Origin of the sequence: Anaeropeptidivorans aminofermentans (genome assembly GCF_940670685.1) — a bacterium.
Lineage (GTDB): Bacteria > Bacillota > Clostridia > Lachnospirales > UBA5962 > Anaeropeptidivorans > Anaeropeptidivorans aminofermentans.
On the sequence record NZ_OW711693.1, the window covers coordinates 1,611,666 to 1,630,791 of the forward strand.

General features: G+C 37.2%; 14 protein-coding genes. 6 read left to right on the plus strand and 8 right to left on the minus strand.

What is annotated here, in order from left to right:
- Nucleotides 1-553 precede the first annotated feature (553 nt).
- Entirely contained in the window at nucleotides 554-1,414 is an 861-nt protein-coding gene (locus NBX03_RS06635) for a MurR/RpiR family transcriptional regulator (RefSeq protein ID WP_250229965.1), read from the minus strand.
- Nucleotides 1,415-2,192: 778 nt separating this feature from the next.
- On the opposite strand from NBX03_RS06635, the gene NBX03_RS06640 reads away from it, so the two are divergent.
- The 4 genes from NBX03_RS06640 (at nucleotide 2,193) to eno (NBX03_RS06655) (ending at nucleotide 7,623) form a co-directional block, all read left to right on the plus strand.
- Complete coding sequence (locus NBX03_RS06640; protein WP_250229966.1) at nucleotides 2,193-3,221, plus strand: Na+/H+ antiporter NhaC family protein; 1,029 nt, start codon at nucleotides 2,193-2,195, stop codon at nucleotides 3,219-3,221.
- A 28-nt stretch (nucleotides 3,222-3,249) separates the two neighbouring features.
- Complete coding sequence (locus tag NBX03_RS06645) at nucleotides 3,250-4,656, plus strand: glycerate kinase type-2 family protein (RefSeq protein WP_250229967.1); 1,407 nt, start codon at nucleotides 3,250-3,252, stop codon at nucleotides 4,654-4,656.
- 166 nt (nucleotides 4,657-4,822) lie between these two features.
- Nucleotides 4,823-6,112 carry a phosphopyruvate hydratase gene (eno, locus tag NBX03_RS06650; RefSeq protein WP_250229968.1) on the plus strand — a complete coding sequence of 430 codons (1,290 nt, stop codon included), beginning with the start codon at nucleotides 4,823-4,825 and terminating at the stop codon, nucleotides 6,110-6,112.
- Nucleotides 6,113-6,342: 230 nt separating this feature from the next.
- Nucleotides 6,343-7,623 carry a phosphopyruvate hydratase gene (gene eno / locus NBX03_RS06655; protein WP_250229969.1) on the plus strand — a complete coding sequence of 427 codons (1,281 nt, stop codon included), beginning with the start codon at nucleotides 6,343-6,345 and terminating at the stop codon, nucleotides 7,621-7,623.
- Between the two features lie 56 nt (nucleotides 7,624-7,679).
- On the opposite strand, the gene NBX03_RS06660 is transcribed toward eno (NBX03_RS06655), so the two are convergent.
- Nucleotides 7,680-8,345 (minus strand): arginase family protein, encoded by a 666-nt coding sequence (locus NBX03_RS06660; protein ID WP_250230240.1) that lies wholly within the window; start codon nucleotides 8,343-8,345, stop codon nucleotides 7,680-7,682.
- Nucleotides 8,346-9,276: 931 nt separating this feature from the next.
- Here NBX03_RS06660 and NBX03_RS06665 point away from each other — a divergent pair.
- Entirely contained in the window at nucleotides 9,277-9,741 is a 465-nt protein-coding gene (locus NBX03_RS06665; RefSeq protein WP_250229970.1) for a GNAT family N-acetyltransferase, read from the plus strand.
- Nucleotides 9,738-10,631, plus strand: coding sequence for a phosphotransferase enzyme family protein (locus NBX03_RS06670; protein ID WP_250229971.1), 894 nt, complete (start codon nucleotides 9,738-9,740; stop codon nucleotides 10,629-10,631). Before NBX03_RS06665 ends, NBX03_RS06670 begins: the two co-directional genes overlap by 4 nt.
- Nucleotides 10,632-10,840: 209 nt before the next feature.
- Here the strand turns inward: NBX03_RS06670 and NBX03_RS06675 are convergent, their stop codons facing one another.
- From NBX03_RS06675 to NBX03_RS06695, 6 genes are all read right to left on the minus strand, one after another.
- On the minus strand, nucleotides 10,841-12,265 hold the full coding sequence (locus NBX03_RS06675) for a M81 family metallopeptidase (RefSeq protein WP_250229972.1): 1,425 nt from the start codon (nucleotides 12,263-12,265) through the stop codon (nucleotides 10,841-10,843).
- Between the two features lie 682 nt (nucleotides 12,266-12,947).
- Complete coding sequence (locus NBX03_RS06680; protein ID WP_250229973.1) at nucleotides 12,948-14,903, minus strand: thioredoxin domain-containing protein; 1,956 nt, start codon at nucleotides 14,901-14,903, stop codon at nucleotides 12,948-12,950.
- A gap of 173 nt (nucleotides 14,904-15,076) precedes the next feature.
- Nucleotides 15,077-15,325 carry a cell wall hydrolase gene (locus NBX03_RS16170; protein WP_408628560.1) on the minus strand — a complete coding sequence of 83 codons (249 nt, stop codon included), beginning with the start codon at nucleotides 15,323-15,325 and terminating at the stop codon, nucleotides 15,077-15,079.
- Between the two features lie 267 nt (nucleotides 15,326-15,592).
- Nucleotides 15,593-16,693, minus strand: coding sequence for an ABC transporter ATP-binding protein (locus tag NBX03_RS06685; RefSeq protein ID WP_250229974.1), 1,101 nt, complete (start codon nucleotides 16,691-16,693; stop codon nucleotides 15,593-15,595).
- Complete coding sequence (locus NBX03_RS06690; protein ID WP_250229975.1) at nucleotides 16,632-17,591, minus strand: ABC transporter permease; 960 nt, start codon at nucleotides 17,589-17,591, stop codon at nucleotides 16,632-16,634. The genes NBX03_RS06685 and NBX03_RS06690 overlap by 62 nt, the downstream gene beginning before the upstream one ends.
- Before the next feature lie 142 nt (nucleotides 17,592-17,733).
- Entirely contained in the window at nucleotides 17,734-19,113 is a 1,380-nt protein-coding gene (locus NBX03_RS06695) for an HlyD family secretion protein (RefSeq protein ID WP_250229976.1), read from the minus strand.
- Nucleotides 19,114-19,126 lie beyond the last annotated feature (13 nt).

Consider the following 19,126-nt stretch of genomic DNA (forward strand, 5'->3'; position numbering starts at 1 on the left):
TAGTATCATTATCAATTATATGATGCACATTATAATTTATTATTCCATGGCGCCTATATTCAGATTGATTTTATTAACAGTGTACTATAATTATTTTTAAATTATAACATATATATAAATAATTAACAAGAAATGTAAAAACACAGCATTTTGTGTCATTATAGAAATCATAATTTTTGATAATAGATTGAAAAAAATCTGCTTACAGAAAAGGGGCAGAGGAAAATCTGCCACTGCCCGAAATCCGGCGGCGACAATCACAGAAATAGGAAAGCAGACGGATGCAGTATGCTGCGCCTAAAGGCAGATTCCATTCGATGTGTCATCAGCCATAGAATCTTACTGTGTTGGAGAATCTAAAAAGAAGGAATTTTATTAAAAAACCTGCTGAATTCACAGCTTCAGCAGGTTAATTACAATTTTTATTATAGGCAGACTTCATTGCTTATGTTTTATGTCCTAAATGAACGATTGTCACCAAATGAGCTGTTTTCTAAATCCTATAAAAATATAGGTCTGATACGCGTCCTTAAAAAGATTCATCTTACGATATTTACACCCCTAAATAAAATCCGTCGGATAAAACACGCTCTATTTCTGAGACAATTTCCATAGCCTTATCCCTGTCGCTTTGAATTACTTCCTCTACAATATAGTTAATAAGGCTCATGGGGGCCACAAAGGAATCTTTGAATGTTACGCTGTTTATCTGGCATTTAAGTATAATGTCTGCATAAATTTCTATCTGTTTAAAGGAAGGGGAGGTTATAAGTATGTTTTTAACGCCTTTTTCCTTCATGCTGGAGAGCAAGGAAATAGTGGTGCGGGGATACCGGGGAAATAAAAAAGCGATGCATACGTCATCTTTTTCTGCACTTATGATTTCTTCCGGATATAGTGAACCAATAGCTTGAACCAGATGAACATTTTTACGTATTTGGGAAAGCCTTGACATTAAATAATGGGAAATAGAGAAAGACCCTCGAAGCCCCAAAATATACACATTTTTTGCTTTACTGATCATAGAAACACATTTTTTTAAATCCTCCTCTGAAAGCATAGAGAGGGTTTCCATGATGTTATTCATATCTGTTTCAAAAGTAGATTTGAGCAGGCCGCTTCCTGCTTTATTTTTATGGGAACGAGAGAGCCTTTCAGGAAGTCCTACCTTTTTTGTAAGATTATTTTGAATATTTTGCTGGAATTCAGAGTAACTGGAAAAGCCCAAAATTTTAGCAACCCGAATAATAGAAGTAGTGCTTACGCCTATTTCAAGAGCCAGGCTATCCAGTGTCTGAAAGGCAATTCTATTTAAATTTGCCAGCAGAAAATCCGCTACCTTCCTTTGGGTATTTGAAAGGGAAGCATATATTGAATTGATTTTAGCTAGAACATCAACTTCTTTATTTTCCATTTTTAATGAGAACACTCCTTAAAGAAACATTTACTGTAAAGCAGCGAACAAAATACAAGTTTTTTACTAATACTACTATAACATAGTCTTTTAAAAAAAATATAGAAAACTATAAATATTTGTGTTTTTTAATAAAAATAACAGCGTATGGATATCATTACTCTATGATAAATTTATGCTAAACTCACAAAACCATGTAAATCCAAAATAATTCATTGACACAATATAAAAAGTAAAATATACTTTATGTATTATTTAATTTTTTATAAAAGCTTCTGTTTCAATCATAAATCAATAAACATGCCTGAGAAAGTCTACCTAATACAGCTATAGTAAATTTCAAATTAAACAGTAATAAAAATCGTATGCTTTGAATGGCTTAAACATAGGGGTTTTATATGTTTAAGCCGTTTATGAAAAATAGATTTTTATTACATCCTTCTGTGAAATTTACTATATTATGCAGGGCTTTCCTGTATAAAAATACAGTTGCAAAGGGTTATAGGTTACCTTTATAAACCTAAATATACAATATGAAGGAGGCAAAAACATTTTACGGTTTTCATTTGCAAATGAGCTTGCAGGATACAAAGCTTATGCAAAACTCTTTTTAATTTTACCGCAATACTTATAAATTAGGAGGTTTATAAATGGCAGACAACAATCAAGCAACAAAATTAAAGAAAAGACCGTCATGGATGTTTTCCTTTATTATTCTTGTATTGGTAGCATTATACCTTTTTTATACGCCTTCATCACAGAAACCAGCTGGGGCTCTATGGGTACGGTAGGCATTGCCATGATGGCAGTTGGCGCAGGCCTTGGGGCAAATCCTGCAATGACGGCAGGCGCAATCGTAAGCGGTGCATTTTTAGGAGACGGCTGGACCCCCATATCAGATACTCTTCTTGTTAATACCGCAGTTACAGAAGTAAAGCCAATGGATTTCTTTAAAAAGTTATCTAAAATTGCTTTGCCTGCATTTGTGCTTACTTGTATTTTCTACATAGCGCTCGGTTTTATAGCATCCGGGGCCAAAGGAACAGGGGATTATTCCCAGGTAAATTTAGTAATGGATTCCATGCAGGCGCATTTTAAAATATCTATTATTCCGTTTCTTCCCTGTATTTTAGTAATCATCATGCTTGCAAAAGGTAAGCCTTCTGTTATAACTCTTCTTCTTGGCAGCTTAACTGCCGGCATCGTAGCTGTTCTTTATCAAAGAGCATCGGTTCCAGATGTATTAAATGCCTTCTGGGGCGGATATAAATTAACTTCCGGCGTTGCTTTGATAGATTCTCTTTTAAGCCGCGGAGGAATTACAAGCATGTTCTCCACTACAGGATTATACATGATTAGTTTCGCCTTAATAGGAATGATGAACCGGGTAGGGATTATCGAAGAAGTTGTGCGCCCTATCCTTGGAAAAATCAAGGGCCGTATGGGCCTTGCCTTATCTACGATTTCCATGGCATTTATCGGAAACGCCGTAGGCTGCTCCGGAAACTTTTCCTATCTTTTTACAGGAACGATTATGCTTCCTTCCTACAAGAAGTTTGGATTGAAAAATATGGAGTGCGCAAGAGCCATGGGCTGCTCCGTAACGCCTATGGGTCCGTTAATCCCGTGGAATATGAATGCCGTTATAGCCCTTCAGTATTTTGGTGTAAGCTCTCTGCAGTACGGTCCGTTTTTCTTCATAGCATTTATCATGCCAATACTTTATATACTGGCTGTAATATTTAAATTTGACATTTCCGAATACTCCCAAGAGGAGCTTAGGGCTATGGAAACCGCAGGAGCATAAGAAAAATCAGTAGAAGGGGCGAAATCCATTGAAAATAAAAAACAGACAGGAGATTCTCTCCTGTGGGGATATAAAATCCAAAGAAATACTTTTGGATATTACAGAACAGACATTAGAGAAATTAGACGGCTATAAAAGAATAAAAATGATTATGCGCTTAGAAGGCGATATCCTCCACGTAGGCAACTGCTCATGGGATTTATCCAAAAAGAAAAATGTTTATTTAGTCGGCGCAGGTAAGGCCTGTAATGCAATGGCTATGGCGGTAGATGAAATTCTCGGAGATAAATTAACCGCAGGATACGCCATTGTAAAGATAAAGGAAGATAACGATGTATTCAGAAAAACTAAAATTTTTGTCGGCGGTCATCCCCTTCCTAACGAAGAAGGCTTAAAAGCCTGCAAAGAAATCTTATCGATTGTGGATAATGCATCGGCTGATGATTTATTTATAGGCGTTATTTCCGGCGGAAGCTCTGCTTTAATGGGTTGCCCTGTAGAAGGCATTACGCTTGAAGATGAAATTGCCACTACCGACGTAATTTTAAAATCCGGTGCAGGCATATTAGAACTGAATGCTGTTCGCAGGCATATCTCTCAAATGAACGGCGGAATGCTTGCAAAAAGGATTCAGGCGCGAGGAGCCGAGCTGATAGGCATTGCCATTAATGACGCCATAGGCTTTGCACAGACAAAAGATATTTCCATTCCCTTTGAAAATTATTCGGGAACCCCTATCGGCCCTGATTTTACAACATTAGAAGAGGCCAGAAGGGTTATCAAAGACTATGATTTGGCTCATCGCCTTCCCCGCAGCGTAGTAGATTATTTAATGAACTGTTCAGAAGAAGGGGAAACACCGAAAAGCTTTCCTGAAAATAAATATTTTGTGCTTAACACTCTGCCAGATTCCTGTGTTTACGCAAAGGAATTTGCCGAAGAAATGGGCCTTAACGCGATGATTTTAACTTCATATCTTGAGGGAGAAAGCAAGGAAGCAGGTACGTTTTTTGCTTCTCTTGCCCGTGAAATTCAAGCATACCACAGACCCATAAAACCACCCTGTGTTGTTATATGCTCCGGTGAGACAACAACTCAAATTTTAGATAACAGTAAGATAAAGGGCCACGGCGGGCCTTCCCAGGAGCTTGTTTCAAGCTTTGCAATTACTGCTGCAAAGGCCAAGGGCATTGCCATGCTCTCTATTGACAGCGAAGGAACAGACGGTTCCACATCGGCGGCAGGGGGCATTACGGATTCTCAGACTTATCCTTCTTCTGTTGAAAAGAATATAAGCCTTTATGAAGCATTGAGAGGCCATGCTACAAATGAGGCTTTGGAACAATTAAAAGGCCTTGTTATAACAGGAAATACAGGGACTAATCTTTGCGATTTTAACATTATGTATGTGCCTGAATTGGATAACAATAATTAATGTGTACGCAGTAAACCGAAAAAGATGTAAGTGATGCTTGCAAATCTTTTTTAAGCGAGGATTTAACTAAAGCACGAGTTCTCTTTTAAAAAGATAATTTATGAAGCCCGGCAGAATGGACTTCCGGGGCTTCATATTTTAATAATAATAAATCGGAGGCGTATTTATGCTTAGTACGGAAATCAGAGACGTTCATGCCCGTCAAATTCTTGACTGCAAAGCCCGCCCTGTATTGGAGATTGTCATAACAACGGAAGGCGGAAAAAAGGGGATAGGCTGTGCACCGACGGGCACTTCTGTAGGGATGCATGAAGCTTACGTTTTACGCGATGGAAATCCCCAAAAATACGATGGATTAAGCGTTGAGGCTGTGGCGGAAAATATAAACACAAATATTGCCGCTTTACTTCGGGGCATGAATGTTTTAAACCAGAATACCATAGATGAATATATTATTAAGCTGGACGGAACCCCAAACAAATCTAAACTCGGGGGAAATGTGATTTACAGTATTTCCATCGGAGCGGCAAAAGCAGCGGCAGCAACTTTAGGCATGGACCTTTGCGAATATCTTTCCCCTAAGGAGCTTAAGACCTTGCCTGTACCTACATATAATTTAATTAACGGCGGGGCATATCCTGAATTTTCTTTGGCCTTTCAGGAATTTTCCCTTGTTCCCTATGGGGCCTGCGGTATGGCGGAAGCTGTTGAAATAGGGGTTAAAACCTTTAACTGCCTTGGAAAAGTGATTTCAAAATATAAAAAGGGTGCGCCTGCTTCCATGGGGAATTATTTCGGCTGGGCACCTGTAAATGATGACCCAAGAACCGCAATGGAGCTTATTGCGGAAGCAGTAGCTTTATGCGGGTATGAAAATAAAGTGGCCTATGCCCTTGACTGTGCATCAAGCGAAATGTACGACGCCGAAACAAAAACCTATCTGCTGAAAAATAAAAGGGTAGAAAAAGAAGCCGTCATTGAAGAGGTACGCTTGCTGTGCGAACAGTACAATATCCTCTATGTAGAAGATATATTGGAAGAAAACGATTGGGATGGATTTAAAGAAGCTGTCCGTATTCTTGATAAAACAGTAATCATCGGAGACGATTTTACCGTAACCAATACAGAGCGAATTGAAAAGGCATATAAAAATAATTGCGCCGGCGGTTTTGTATTTAAGCCCAATCAAATAGGCACCATAAGTGAAAGCATAAAGGCCTATTCATTTGCAAAGGAGCGTAATATGCTGATTGTTCCTTCCGGCAGAGCAGGGGGAATCATTGATGATGTTGTAATGGATATGGCTGTAGCATTGGAAGCCCCGGCCGTAAAAAACGGTGCTCCTCGTTCCGGCGAGCGGATTAATCAAATAAATTATCTTCTCAGAGCAGCAGACAATAACCCTGATGCAAAGCTTTACGACCTTTCTCATTTGGCTGCAAAAGGAAAGAATTAAACCCTCTATAGGAGGTTTTTAAGGCAATACCTGATGAAATTAAATTGGGCTGAAGAGCGCCTCCTCTTCAGGGAGAAGTTTTTCCTTTAAGGTAAGCCTTAATCTAAATCACAATAGAATATTTAGGCTCATTAACAATTATACAGACTTAAATTTCAAAAGAAAGAAGTATTACTTAAAATGCTTTATACAATATAGCAGATGAATCGACATTAAGGAGATATGTAATAATGAAAAGCACTTCAATACGCACGGTATACGCGCGACAAATTATGGACTGTAACTGCCGCCCTATGGTGGAAGTTGATATTGTTACGGAAGGCGGCGTTATGGGAAGGGCCTCAGCATCTACAGGCTCATCTGTCGGCTCATATGAGTCCTATGTTTTAAGAGACAATGACTTTGAAAGATTTGCAGGCTTAAGCGTTTTTAAGGCTGTAGAAAATGTAAATAAGATTATTGCACCTGCGCTTAAAGGGGTAGATATACTGAATCAAAAAGAAATTGACGCAATTATGATTGAACTTGACGGTACCCCGCAGAAAAATAAATTGGGAGGCAACACCATCGGAAGCGTGTCCTTTGCCGCTTTAAGAACAGCCGCCAAAACTATGAATACAGAAGTATATCACTACCTTTCCGAAGGGAAGCTTAAATCCCTCCCAATTCCTACCTTTAATAGCATTAACGGGGGCAAATATCATGGCTTTAGAATGGCCTTTCAAGAATTTACATTTATCCCTTATAAGGCTGAGAATATGGAAGAAGCCGTTGAAATTGCTTTTTCTGTTTTTAAGCATATCGAAACAGTCATAGAACGCTTCCAAAAGGGTGAACCGGCTAAAGTAGGCCATTATTATGGTTGGATGCCGCCTAATGACAATCCTGAAACTGCAATGGAAGTTTTACATACCGCAGTTGTTGAATGCGGGTACGAAAACAAGGTCGCTTACGCTTTAGACTGCGCTGCCAGTGAAATATACGACAAAAATACAAAACTCTATGAACTTAAGGGGAAAATGGTGGATGCAGATGAAATAATAGCGCTGGTAAAAAGGCTCAGCGAAAAATATAACTTATTATATGTAGAAGATATTTTGGACGAAAATGACTGGGACGGATATAAAAGAGCGGTAAAAGCCCTCAATCGTACCATAGTTATCGGTGATGATTTTACAGTGACAAATGCAGAAAGACTTAAAAAAGCCTATCAGGAAAAGGCCGCCGAAGGCTTTATATTAAAGCCGAATCAGGCCGGAACCATCACTGAAAGCTTAGAAGCGGTAAAATACGCAAATGAAAAGGGCTTATTGGTTGTTCCTTCCCAGAGGGCAGGGGGAGCCGTTGATGATATTGTTCCGGATTTAGCTATAGCGATTAATGCCCCTGCAATAAAAAACAGTGCCCCTAGAACAGGCGAGAGAATTTACGCTTTAAATTGCCTCTATAGAGCCGCTGAAATGGAACCAAATTTGGACCTTTATGATTTTACACCATTTATAAGGTTTTAGGATTAAAAGCAATAAAAAACTACCTGTTTACAGGTAGTTTTTTATTGCTTTTAATCCTAATCATTGAAAATAGAAATACCTGAAAGCACATTTCTTAAATTTATAGCGTCCCAAGGCATATGTTCCGCAATCCCCAGCCCTACAATTTCAGTTTTTTCCGATATATCATTTAAAATTCTTCCAATTTCATTTAATGTCATTCTGCCAACAGCGGCAGGAAAACAACCTAAATCCATATAAGGCATTGCGGTTAAAATTGCTCTGAAATCAGTGGGAGATAATACGTCTAAATCCCAATGGACCGCTAAATATTCAATGCTGTTTTCTTCTATCCAATTGAGTATGGGTTGGCTGCTTTCTGCAAGCTCTTCCGGCGATGCAATTTTTAAATTCAGTTTCTTGCAAGTTTTATCCATTTTCCTTAAATCTTCTTCAATTAATCCTGCAAACATTACTTCATTGGGCTTAAATGGATGTTTTACTTTTGTGATATTGGAACAGGGATTTTGCCCAAGCAAATTGGCCAGTACCATTTCATGAAGATGGGAAGAATCTTTTGGGCCCGCAACATCGGGGTGAGCGTCAAGCCATAATATACCCAGTTTGTCTGTATACTTGGATTTAAGATAATCAAAGGGAACCTGAGTTATAGAGCAGTCTCCCCCAAATATGATTACCTTATCCGGCTGCCTGTCATTTAAAATTCTCTCTGCTTCTGCCATTTGCACAATTAAACTATCTCCGGCGTCAATACCGTCAGTTGATGATAAATCCGCATTAAAATTTCTATCAACCTTAATTTCAACGGTTTCATCTTTTGTGCTGGGGGTGCGATATAAGCCAGAAGCTCTGAGCCGAATACATAATTAGGATTGATACCGCCCTGCCATTGGGGAAATACCATTCTAAGTGTTTTTTCTTTTCCATATGAAATCTCCTTTCAGATTGGAATTGATTAACCTATAGCAATTTTCTTAAATAAAGCAAATATCAAGTAATTGGCTATTTCTGCGGTTTTCTCTTCGGAAATTTTGCTTCGCAAAATTCCGCCTTCGCCTGTTCGGACCTCTTTCCGATTCTACTTGAATTCACATTTCCAGCTAAAACATTTATTAGTTTTTTGGTTTTTGGATATTGATTAGAATCTGGATAATTTCACATTTCCTGCTATTAAAAATTATACTATATTTTTTGCGATGCTTCTATGTCCGTATTATAGGCTTTATACAAGGAGAAGCATGGAGAATAGGTTTTTTAGAACACTTGAAAATAATCCTGTGCTGTTCTCTAATATCTTAAGCTAATGGCTTTTTATATATTTTCATAACAAAATACATTATAATATTATTAAAATAATGTATAGAAACAGAAGTTTTATAATTTATAAGATTGATAAAAACATATTACAGAAGTACTGCTTTTTTGACATATGAAATAGCTATAAATCAAATAAAAAATGAAAAAGTAAATAGGGGTATTATTCAAAGAAGATACCCATTGCTTCTGGGTTTTGAAAAAGTCCGCCGCTTTTAATTGAAACATATGATTTTGAAACACCTACGGCTGTTTATCGCTTTGCAGGAGGCGAGAGTTTTATATCTTCATTGGTTAAGACAATTTATAGCCGTGAATTATAGAAAAAGGAGTGAGAGTATGAATTATGTAATAGTAAGCATTCGTGAACACCCGCAATATTTAGATGGTGCCGTTAGCTACTTTTCTTCCAAATGGGGTATTGACCGTAATATATATAAAGACTGCATTGCCAATAGCCTGACTACCGAAAGCCCGCTTCCCCGATGGTATTTAATGATGAAAGCGGATGAAATTATAGGCAGCTATGGATTGATTGCTAATGACCTTATCAGCCGGCAGGACTTATGGCCTTGGCTGTGTGCTTTATATGTAGAGGAAAAGGAGAGAGGGCAGGCACTTGGTGAAAAACTTCTTGCCCACGGACGGATGGAAGCAAAAAAGCTTGGGTTTCCAAATGTATATCTTTGCACTAATCATACAGATTATTATGAAAAGTACGGCTGGGAGCATATAGGGCAAGGCTTTGGCATTGGATATAGTGCGAAAATTTATCAAATTGAGAGTGGGAGCCGGGGGGAGTGAACCAATTGATAGAATCTGTTTTATTTCATTATGATATAAGTAAGAACCATGATTTAAAGCAGATTCATAAAAATGCTTGGTCTGTTAATAATCAATATATTTTAAAGAAGAACAATGATTTGAACAAGCTTAAAAAATCAATTTTTGTAAATCGCTCTTTAATCTCAGAAAAGGTTCCCGTGGCGGAATATGTGGAATCTTACTCCGGAAGTTTATTTGTTGAGCATAATGGAGAATTTTATTCTTTAATGCATAAGCTTTGCGGAAGCCACCTAGATAAAAATATTAGTGACTGTATGGCCTTCTATATCGGTACTCAAGTGGCAGAGCTTCATAAGGCATTCAATAAACTGAAAGATTCCGCAGAACTTACAAATAGCGACTTAATAGAAGATTTACATACTTGGATTTTACTGGAAATTAATAAAAAAAGCATATGGGTATCAGAGCAAATCATCAAGGAATGTCTTGCGTTTAAATGTACATACGATTTGCTGCCAAGGCAGCAAATTCACCGTGACCTTCATTTGGGGAATATGTTGTTTGACAATGGAAAATTATCAGGCTTTCTTGACTTTGATATTAGCCATATAAATGCAAGGTTATTTGATATTGCATATTTCGGTTTATCCATCCTTTCAGATAGCTATAAGGATGAAGAGGGTGTTGCAAAATGGACTGACTTTTTCAATAATTTTCTGCAGGGCTATCACTCTGAAAATAATCTTACAGAAATCGAAATACAGTCAATACATATGATGTGTGTAATCATTGAGCTTCTTTTTACCGCTTATTTTTCATCTATAGAACAAGAAGAGCTGGTTCCCAATTGCGTCGATATGCTTCATTGGATTTATAATAACAGGCCTATCTTTTGTTTTAGTTTATAGGTGTGCCATTTATACTTATTAAACTTGGTCTTTTTTTAAGTTTATCTGACTATATCTTTAGAAAAAGTAAATTTAATTTGAATAAGCTTTATAAAGGCGCAGAAAGTTTCTACAGATTAAGGAGCAAAACCAGTTTTTCAGACAAATATCAAAAAAGCGTTTTGCCGATTAAATAAATCAGAAAAACGCTTTTTATTTTTAATATTTATTTACTTGTGAAAATCCATTTCCATGTCCTCATCTAAAGGATAAATAGGGCGTGGGGTTCTTACATAGGGCAAATCTTTCAGAACCAATGCAGTTGCGCCGGGAGAAAGGGCAAGGATTGCTCTCTTGGCGATTTTTAAGTATTCGGGGTGTAAATATCCATTTTTTATTACCACAGTCTGATAATTCATCACGTCCATGCCAAGGCTTTCTAGAAGCTCAGGATTATGTGGAGCGCAGCGTTTATCTGATACGATTAAGGTAATGTCTTGAATTTTAAGGATTGCAAATTTTGTACCGTCGACTTCGATAATATCTTTAAATATAAATTTTTGAGGAATTTTTTCGCCGTCTCTAACCCAGATAAGTTCAAATTCCTCATTTTTGGCTTTTCCTAAGCACTGGTCAAAGGCAAATTTATCTGCAACTGTTGAGAAAACAGCGTTTTTCTGATTGTTCTTTATCATTTCAAAAAGCATGTGAAGACTGTTTTGGGTTGCCCCTGCTGTTGGATTATCGCCGCCGTCGGATACAAAGACAGGCCCTTCAGGAAATTCGTTGGCGATTTTTAAAGCTTCCGCCGGTACTTTTGCTTCCATGGAAAACTGAAATTCTTTTCTTATAGACCAGAATCTTTCTGCCATATCTTTGGCTGTTTCGTATAAAAATTCTAAATCTTCCTCACAACCGCATACTAAGGAGCCTGCACCGCCAAAAGGAGAGTCTGCCCAGGGAAAGCCCATTACATAAGAAGAAGCGACAACTTTATCCTTTTTGTCGATTTCAATCAAAGATTCAAAAAGGCTCTTTGCCGGGTCAACTCTTGTTTCGCTCTGCTCGCCGCAGACAAGAAGCGGAATCTTAACTAAAGCAGTTTTTAAATTTTTCTTTTCCTTAAGGGACTGAATGAGAATCTCTGCCGCCCTTACGCCTGTATCGTATGCATCTGTATGGGGTGCCTTTCTGTATGCGTAAAAGCCGTTGCAGTTGCGAATCATTTTATCGGTTAAAGTAGCATGCATATCAAGGGAGCTTACGATTGGAATATCAGGCCATATTTTTCTTATATCTTCTAAAAGAGCTCCTTCGGGGTCATCTTCACCGTCAACGGCCATAGAGCCGTGAAGGGCAAGGCAGATACCGTCAAGATATGGTATTTCAGAAAGCCCTTTTACTATATTGTTTTTAAAGGTTAAAAATGTTTCTAATGTAAGCATACCCGAGGGGATTCCTCTGGCAAAAAATGTGGGGAAAATCTCAGCGCCTTCTTTTTGAAGGGTTTTATATATTCCGCCGACTACGGATTCGCCCCAGCCCTTAGTCCTATAAACATCTTCACCGAAAACCGTCGTAAAATCTTCACAAACAGAACGTATTTCCGTAAACGAATTGCTCTCATGCATCATAGAAGCAATTGCGATTTTCATTTGTATCCTCCTCTAAGTAAAATTATAATTGTTAAATGACTATATTTAAAATTATCATAACAATTTCATTATACAAAACAATAAAAGCCTGTTAAAAATAAGCAAGAATATGATTTGTGAGGGACAGTGAGGGTATATTTCTTATTTTAAAGGCTTTTATAAAGGTTATCTATTTACTTTATTATAATTAAAAATACAAGTGATTTATTTTTAAACAGCAAAGGACTACGGCTATAATTATATAAGTTTTTATATGATATTACAATATAGAGATCGAATTTGTGAAAAATATTAAGTCTTTTATTGGATAGAAATAATTAGGATTTTCCTGAGAAAACAGCGCTTTTTGGAATTATAAAGAGCAGATATGATATGAATAGAGTTCCTTGGAAATGATAGGAGTAAAACCTACGCTTATAAATATTAATTATTATTCAGGTAATATTCATTTGATTTCAAAGCCCTTTACGATAGGAATTTATATGGTATCTGTATATGACAGAAGCAAGAAAGAAACATTGAGCAGATAAATAAAAAAGTATACGGCAGATGCCTGTATACTTTTTTACTAATACAAAAAGATATGAACTTAAAGAATAGACGTGTGGCTCAAATATGTCCTGTGAACTTAGAGGGTGCCGGTTAGGATTTCGGCAACAATCTAAATTTTATTCCTAGGCTTTTATAATTCATTTACAGGGGGCAGACAGTGATGATGCTGGCAGATGTAAAAGGTTGTTTTGCTGTTTTTAAGAGGATACTCTTTCGTTTCGCAATCAAGAATTTTCACAATGGCGTCTTCTGGCATCTGATTCACAACAAAATTAAAATCGCTTTTGTCTTTTAAGACGCATACAATTTCCTTTGGAGGATTCATATACAGCATAAGAGCTGTCATAAAAAAGCTATGGCTTGACGGATAGGAGAAAGATTCTTTCATCATAAACTCAAATTGCATTTCAGTATATTTTTCTAATTTTTCTGTTTTATTTAGTTTCGATAGGATTAGCATATTATAGGCCATTACAGAATTACCGGAAGGAATTGCGCCGTCATAAGTTTCTTTGGGCCTTGTTAAAAGCTGTTCTCCCGATTTACCGTAAAGGTAAAATCCACCGTTATTAATATCATAAAATTCTTCAATGGCTTTTTCTGTTAGATTATAGGCTTTTTCTGCATATTGATTGTTAAATGTTACCTTATATAGCTCCAATAGTCCAAAAATATAAAAGGCATAATCATCTATAAAGCTTGTTTTGCTTATTTTGCCGTCTCTGTAAGAGGTAAAGACAGTATTATTTTCTGTCATATGGTCTTTGATGAAGGCAGCGGCTCTTTCGGCGGCATTTAGATATAAAGGATTTTTAAACGCGGCATATGCGCTTGATAAGGTTCCTATCATAAGGCCGTTCCATGCAGATAATATCTTATCGTCTAAATGAAGAGCGTACCTTTTCTTTCTATATTCATAGAGCTTTGGAAGATGAACCTCTATATTTTGATTTTTTATCCCTGTGAAAATAAGATTTGGAATACTTTTCCCTTCAAAATTTCCTTTTTCGGTAATATTAAATGTTTCATTGAAATGCTTCCCGTCGGTTTCTCCTAATATTTTTATAACTTCTTCAGGCTCAAAAAGATAATATTTGCCTTCAACACCTTCGCTGTCGGCATCTTGAGCACAATAGAAGCCGCCTTCCGGGCTTGTTAATTCCTTTAAGATATATTGAATTGTTTTTTCTGCAATATTTTGATAGTCCTTTATACCGGTAATTTTATAAGCCTCTGCATAGGCTAAAATCAATAATGCATTGTCATAGAGCATTTTTTCAAAATGGGGGGCAAGCCATTGATCATCTGTAGAATATCTTGAAAATCCAAAGCCGATATGGTCAAAAATACCGCCTTTATACATTTGCAATAAGGTTTTTTCAGACATTTCCAATGCTCTGTTTACATTTTCTGCCCTGTAATACTTCATTAAAAACAATAATCCATGAGCCATTGGAAATTTAGGGGCATTGCCAAAACCGCCATACTCTTCATCAAAACTATTTGACATGGATTCAAATGCCTGCCGAAGTATTTTCTCAGGGGAGGCTTCGAAGCTTTTTACTGTCTGAGGCTTTTTAATAAAACTTGTTATTTCATGGGCAAGCTTTTCCATGTCATCTTTTTCCAGTTTCCATCTTCTGTTGATTTCAGATAATAGTTCCATTAAGCCTGGCATTCCACGGCTTGAACGCTTTGGAAAATAAGTTCCTGCATAAAAGGGCTTTTTATCCGGGGTCATTAAAATTGTTAAGGGCCAGCCGCCGCTTCCTGTCATAGCCTGGCAAACATTCATATAAATGCTGTCAATATCGGGCCTTTCTTCCTTATCTACCTTTATGGCGATAAAATTAGCATTTAATATTTCAGCGACTTCCTCATCTTCAAAGCTTTCCTTCTCCATTACATGGCACCAGTGACAGGTAGAATAGCCTATACTTAAAAAAACCGGCTTATCTTCTGCCTTTGCCTTTTCAAAGGCTTCTTTGCACCAAGGAAACCATGCTACAGGATTATAGGCATGTTGCAATAGGTAGGGGGATTTCTCAGAAATCAATCTATTGGGTACGTTTGAATTTTTAGTCATAAGGGCATCACCTCCTATTATATTTAATACCTTTAGTATTAAGTAATATGTTAAAAATATACTTTTATAATATAGATTATAAAGCTATTATATCAATCTTTTTATCTAATTAAAATTTATGTTTTATTGAGAAAAACAGGGATTAACTAAATTAATAGTTAATCCCTGTAATGTTATTTATAAAATCTATGACCTCCATAATCATATAATTTTATCAAAGTCTTCTTATGCCAGCAAGTAGGGGTAATGCCTTTAATGGCTCTAAAATATAAAGCTCCTTGTGAATAATTGGTATTATTCAATGCTTCGATAACTGAGGTTATTATCTTGTTTGAAGGTATGGCTTTAGCATAAGCGCCAATTCTTGTCAGTTCAAGCTGATTTGGCTGAAAAAATACAGCATAAAGAGAATTAGGAAATATTTATTCTTAATCCTGTTCATAATAACATTAATAACTAATATTTGCCTTTTTTTATCTTTCCTATATGATTCGCTTTTTAGTACAATCTTACATTTTATTAGCCATATTCATAATCAATAAGTCTAACTATCTGGCAGACTTAATTTTTCAATCCAATAATCAGGGCTACTAGCTACATTTTTGTTAGCTAAAATATACATTGCAGCTTTAAAATCACTAATTTTATTAATTGCTTCAATTTTTAATGTAGACTTGAAAGAGTCTTACCTAAGCCAGTATTTTTATTGTGTCTTCAGCAACTGCATTTTCATTGCTATCAAAGAAATGGACTTGATGCTTATTGCCATATAGGACTATAGCGGAACCGATTCTATAATCATGACTGTAATCGGTTCTTACCTTTATGGTAGTTGCGTTCCTTTTTACATGCAGTATGGTTTCTGAACCATAAACTTCCATATGCTCAATTAAACCATCCATTAAACGGAAACGGCCTTCACCGCCTTGTGTATATAAATGCTCAGGCCTAAGCCCCAAAGTTACGGGTTCACCGGGAAAGTCTGCGGTTAATTCCACCGGCAGCCTGCACAGCCCCTCAATGTTTATATAATTATTGCCATCACATTCCACGAATCCCTTTAAAAAGTTCATTGGATATGTACCTATAAAACCAGCGACAAAGACATTATCTGGGTGGCTGTATAAATTCATTGGCGTATCTGCCTGCATTATTATTCCGTCTTTCATCACTACGATTTTTTCGCCTAAAGTCATGGCTTCCATCTGGTCATGTGTAACGTATATAAATGTTGTGTTAAGCCTTCTGTGTAAATCAGCAATTTCTTCACGCATTTGTATGCGGAGCTTGGCGTCGAGGTTTGAAAGCGGTTCGTCCATCAAAAATATTTTGGGTGCTCTGACGATAGCCCTGCCCATTGCAACCCGCTGTCTTTCTCCGCCTGAAAGTGCACCGGGCCTGCGTTCAAGCATCTTTTCAAGACCAAGGCTTTTTGCGGCTTCGCTAACCTGCCTGTTAATCTCAATTTTTGGAACCTTCCGTATCTTCAGTCCAAAAGCCATATTATCAAATACACTCATATGGGGATATAGGGCATAATTTTGAAAAACCATAGCCAGGTCCCTGTCTTTTGACGGTATATCGTTTACCGGTTTGCCATCAATTTCTATCGTGCCGCCTGTTACTGTTTCAAGCCCGGCAATCATACGCAGCGTCGTTGATTTACCGCAGCCGGAAGGGCCTACAAACACAACAAATTCTGTGTCTTTAATACTAAGGCTGATTCCTTTAACAGCTTCCGTATCCTGTGTATATTTCTTGCTGACATTGATTAGCTCCAGTGATGCCACGCTTATCTTCCTTTCTGTTTATTATTCCGTAGAAATAGGCTGCTGCTGGAATTAATACAATCAGCAGAAAATCGCTCAGTATATTAAAATCCCTTATATCAGGCTGAATTTTGTCAGTAATATGGACTTTATAAGCCCAACTGCCAATAGCATGCAGAGCACGGATATCCAAATAGCAGTAAGTTATCATAACAAACATATATAGCATACATGCCCCAGCAGCTAAAATCGCTATACAAAGTGTAAATACTTTTAAAAGTATAATTTTATGATTTTTAACAATGTCGCTTATATACTCAACTTGCATAGATGAATGTATATTGGCAACAGATTTTTTAAAATTGCTGATGATTGTGCCCAATAATATAACCAGAAGACCCATTGCGATTGCCAATGCCCCGACTTTTAGTTTCTGGTAAAACAATTTGTGAATATCCGCAGTAGGAATGATGTTATATTCATTTTCTGATATACCGTTTATTTTAAGTGAATTTATTAGTTCGGCTGAGGCAGACGCTTTGTTTATATCGGCTTTGCCTATAAGATTTTGAGGGAATTCTCCTTCATCCATTGGAACATACACATTACTGGTTTTTAGCTCTCCGTCAGATATGATACCTCTTACGGTATATATAACCCCTTCAATTTCAAATGCATTGCCTGAAATATCTGTAGTGCCAAAGATTTCAAATGCTGCGAATTCGTTTAAAACAGCCACCGCTTCGGTATTTTTTTGATCTGTTTTGGTAAAGAAACCGCCCGTACCAAGAGGATAACCTGTAACGTAGGGGTATTTATAATTTGTACGAATCAAATTGCAATCGAAATTTGCGTTGTTGGAAACCAATGCCGCCGGCTTTTTTGACGTGTATGTCAGCATTAAACCGTCATCATTCATATCTTCTATTTTCGCTCCGGAAAGCCCTATGGTATCATTTGATTTTGGTGTTGCAAAGACCAGGCTGTCCGGGGTTTTGGATACATAAAAACTGCATAAAACAATCAAAGCAAAAGTCAAAAGCAGCAGCAATAAGCTAAGTTTATTTTTCAAAAAAATCACTCGCGTTCTTTACTTTAATAGGGTCATTCTCCTCAAAGCTCTTATTGGATGCGGAAACAATCGGTTCAAAAAAGTCAATTCCTTTTGTGATTTGGGTATGGGTATTATCTGAATCGCCAATATCAACCCTGTTTTTAAAAGCATAGTACTCTTTTCCAACGATTCCTTCCCGCCTAGCAATTCGGTAGACAAAGTACCCATCCTTATCCATATTCAATGTTTCGTTTGGTACAAGGGTATAGGATTTATCGCTCTCCTTTTGGAATTCCATATTGAAGGTTTCACCGGGATTGATTTCATCCGATTCAAATGAAAGAAGCACGGTTTTGCCGTTTTCATCTGGCGTAATTTTGGTCACTATGGCCTCGGTACTGTGGTCGGCATTTGATATTTTTAAACTATCTCCCACAGTAACAAAATTGTTGTCTTTTGGTATACTGCATTCAATTTCCCTGCCGCTGCCGCTGCCTATGGTTGCCATATGATGGTTTTCTGGAATATACTGGCCTTCCTTAACGTTCAAATTGGTAACTACTCCGTCATCAGGTGCTGTAATTTCCAGATTATCTTCCATTTTTGCCAATTGCTTGCGATACTCTGCCTCAGTTTGGGCCATGGTTTCAATATCCAGGCTTTTGCTTTTCAGCTGCTGTTTTGAATCTATAATTTCCTGACGATAAGTATCAAGTTGTTTTTGTCTTTCTTTTTCTTTTTCATTTAGCTTTTCCTGAGCCAGCTTTTGTTTATCTGCAAGCTGCTCTTCAAGAGCGGCTAATTGTTTTTTTAAACTCTCAAGGTCATAAAGAGCTTTGTCAACGTCAGCTTTTGGCAATGCGCCGGCTTCATAAAGCTTATTGGTGTTCTGATAATCTCCTTCGGCCTTGCCAATTTGTCTGATTAAATCCTCTATATCATATCGGGATATGCTTTCTTCCTCGAACTGTTCATTTTCCAAATCCTGAATAAGCTTTTGTGTTCTTTGAATTTTCATGTTTATATTCTCGATTTCCAAGGATATTTTTTTTCTGTTGGTGTCACTTTCTGAAAGCTTTCTCTCAATCTCATCTCTGTCATAGGACATACGCATTATCACCTGTCCCTTTGAAAGAATATCTCCGTCTTTGACTAAAACTTCGGAAACTATTCCCGGCAGCTTTGAATATATGTCAGTTTGATGAGCCCAGCGGACCGTGCCGGTGGCTTTAACACTTTTTTTAAGCTTGCCGGATTTCGGCAATACGCCTACAACCTTCGGCTGATTGTATGAATATATCGTGTTTGAAAAAAACACCAGTATTATCATAAGGCCCATGAGGCAAATCCCCGATTTTTGTATGCTCCATTTTTTTCTGTTTTCCATACCTAGACTCCTG

Bases quoted from the DNA above. Each gene is read 5' to 3' on its own strand.
- NBX03_RS06635 (WP_250229965.1), bottom strand. From the start codon at position 1,414: ATGGAAAATAAAGAAGTTGATGTTCTAGCTAAAATCAATTCAATATAT.
- NBX03_RS06640 (WP_250229966.1), top strand. From the start codon at position 2,193: ATGGGTACGGTAGGCATTGCCATGATGGCAGTTGGCGCAGGCCTTGGG.
- eno (WP_250229968.1), top strand. From the start codon at position 4,823: ATGCTTAGTACGGAAATCAGAGACGTTCATGCCCGTCAAATTCTTGAC.
- eno (WP_250229969.1), top strand. From the start codon at position 6,343: ATGAAAAGCACTTCAATACGCACGGTATACGCGCGACAAATTATGGAC.
- NBX03_RS06660 (WP_250230240.1), bottom strand. From the start codon at position 8,345: ATGGCAGAAGCAGAGAGAATTTTAAATGACAGGCAGCCGGATAAGGTA.
- NBX03_RS06665 (WP_250229970.1), top strand. From the start codon at position 9,277: ATGAATTATGTAATAGTAAGCATTCGTGAACACCCGCAATATTTAGAT.
- NBX03_RS06675 (WP_250229972.1), bottom strand. From the start codon at position 12,265: ATGAAAATCGCAATTGCTTCTATGATGCATGAGAGCAATTCGTTTACG.
- NBX03_RS06680 (WP_250229973.1), bottom strand. From the start codon at position 14,903: ATGACTAAAAATTCAAACGTACCCAATAGATTGATTTCTGAGAAATCC.
- NBX03_RS06690 (WP_250229975.1), bottom strand. From the start codon at position 17,591: ATGAATGATGACGGTTTAATGCTGACATACACGTCAAAAAAGCCGGCG.
- NBX03_RS06695 (WP_250229976.1), bottom strand. From the start codon at position 19,113: ATGGAAAACAGAAAAAAATGGAGCATACAAAAATCGGGGATTTGCCTC.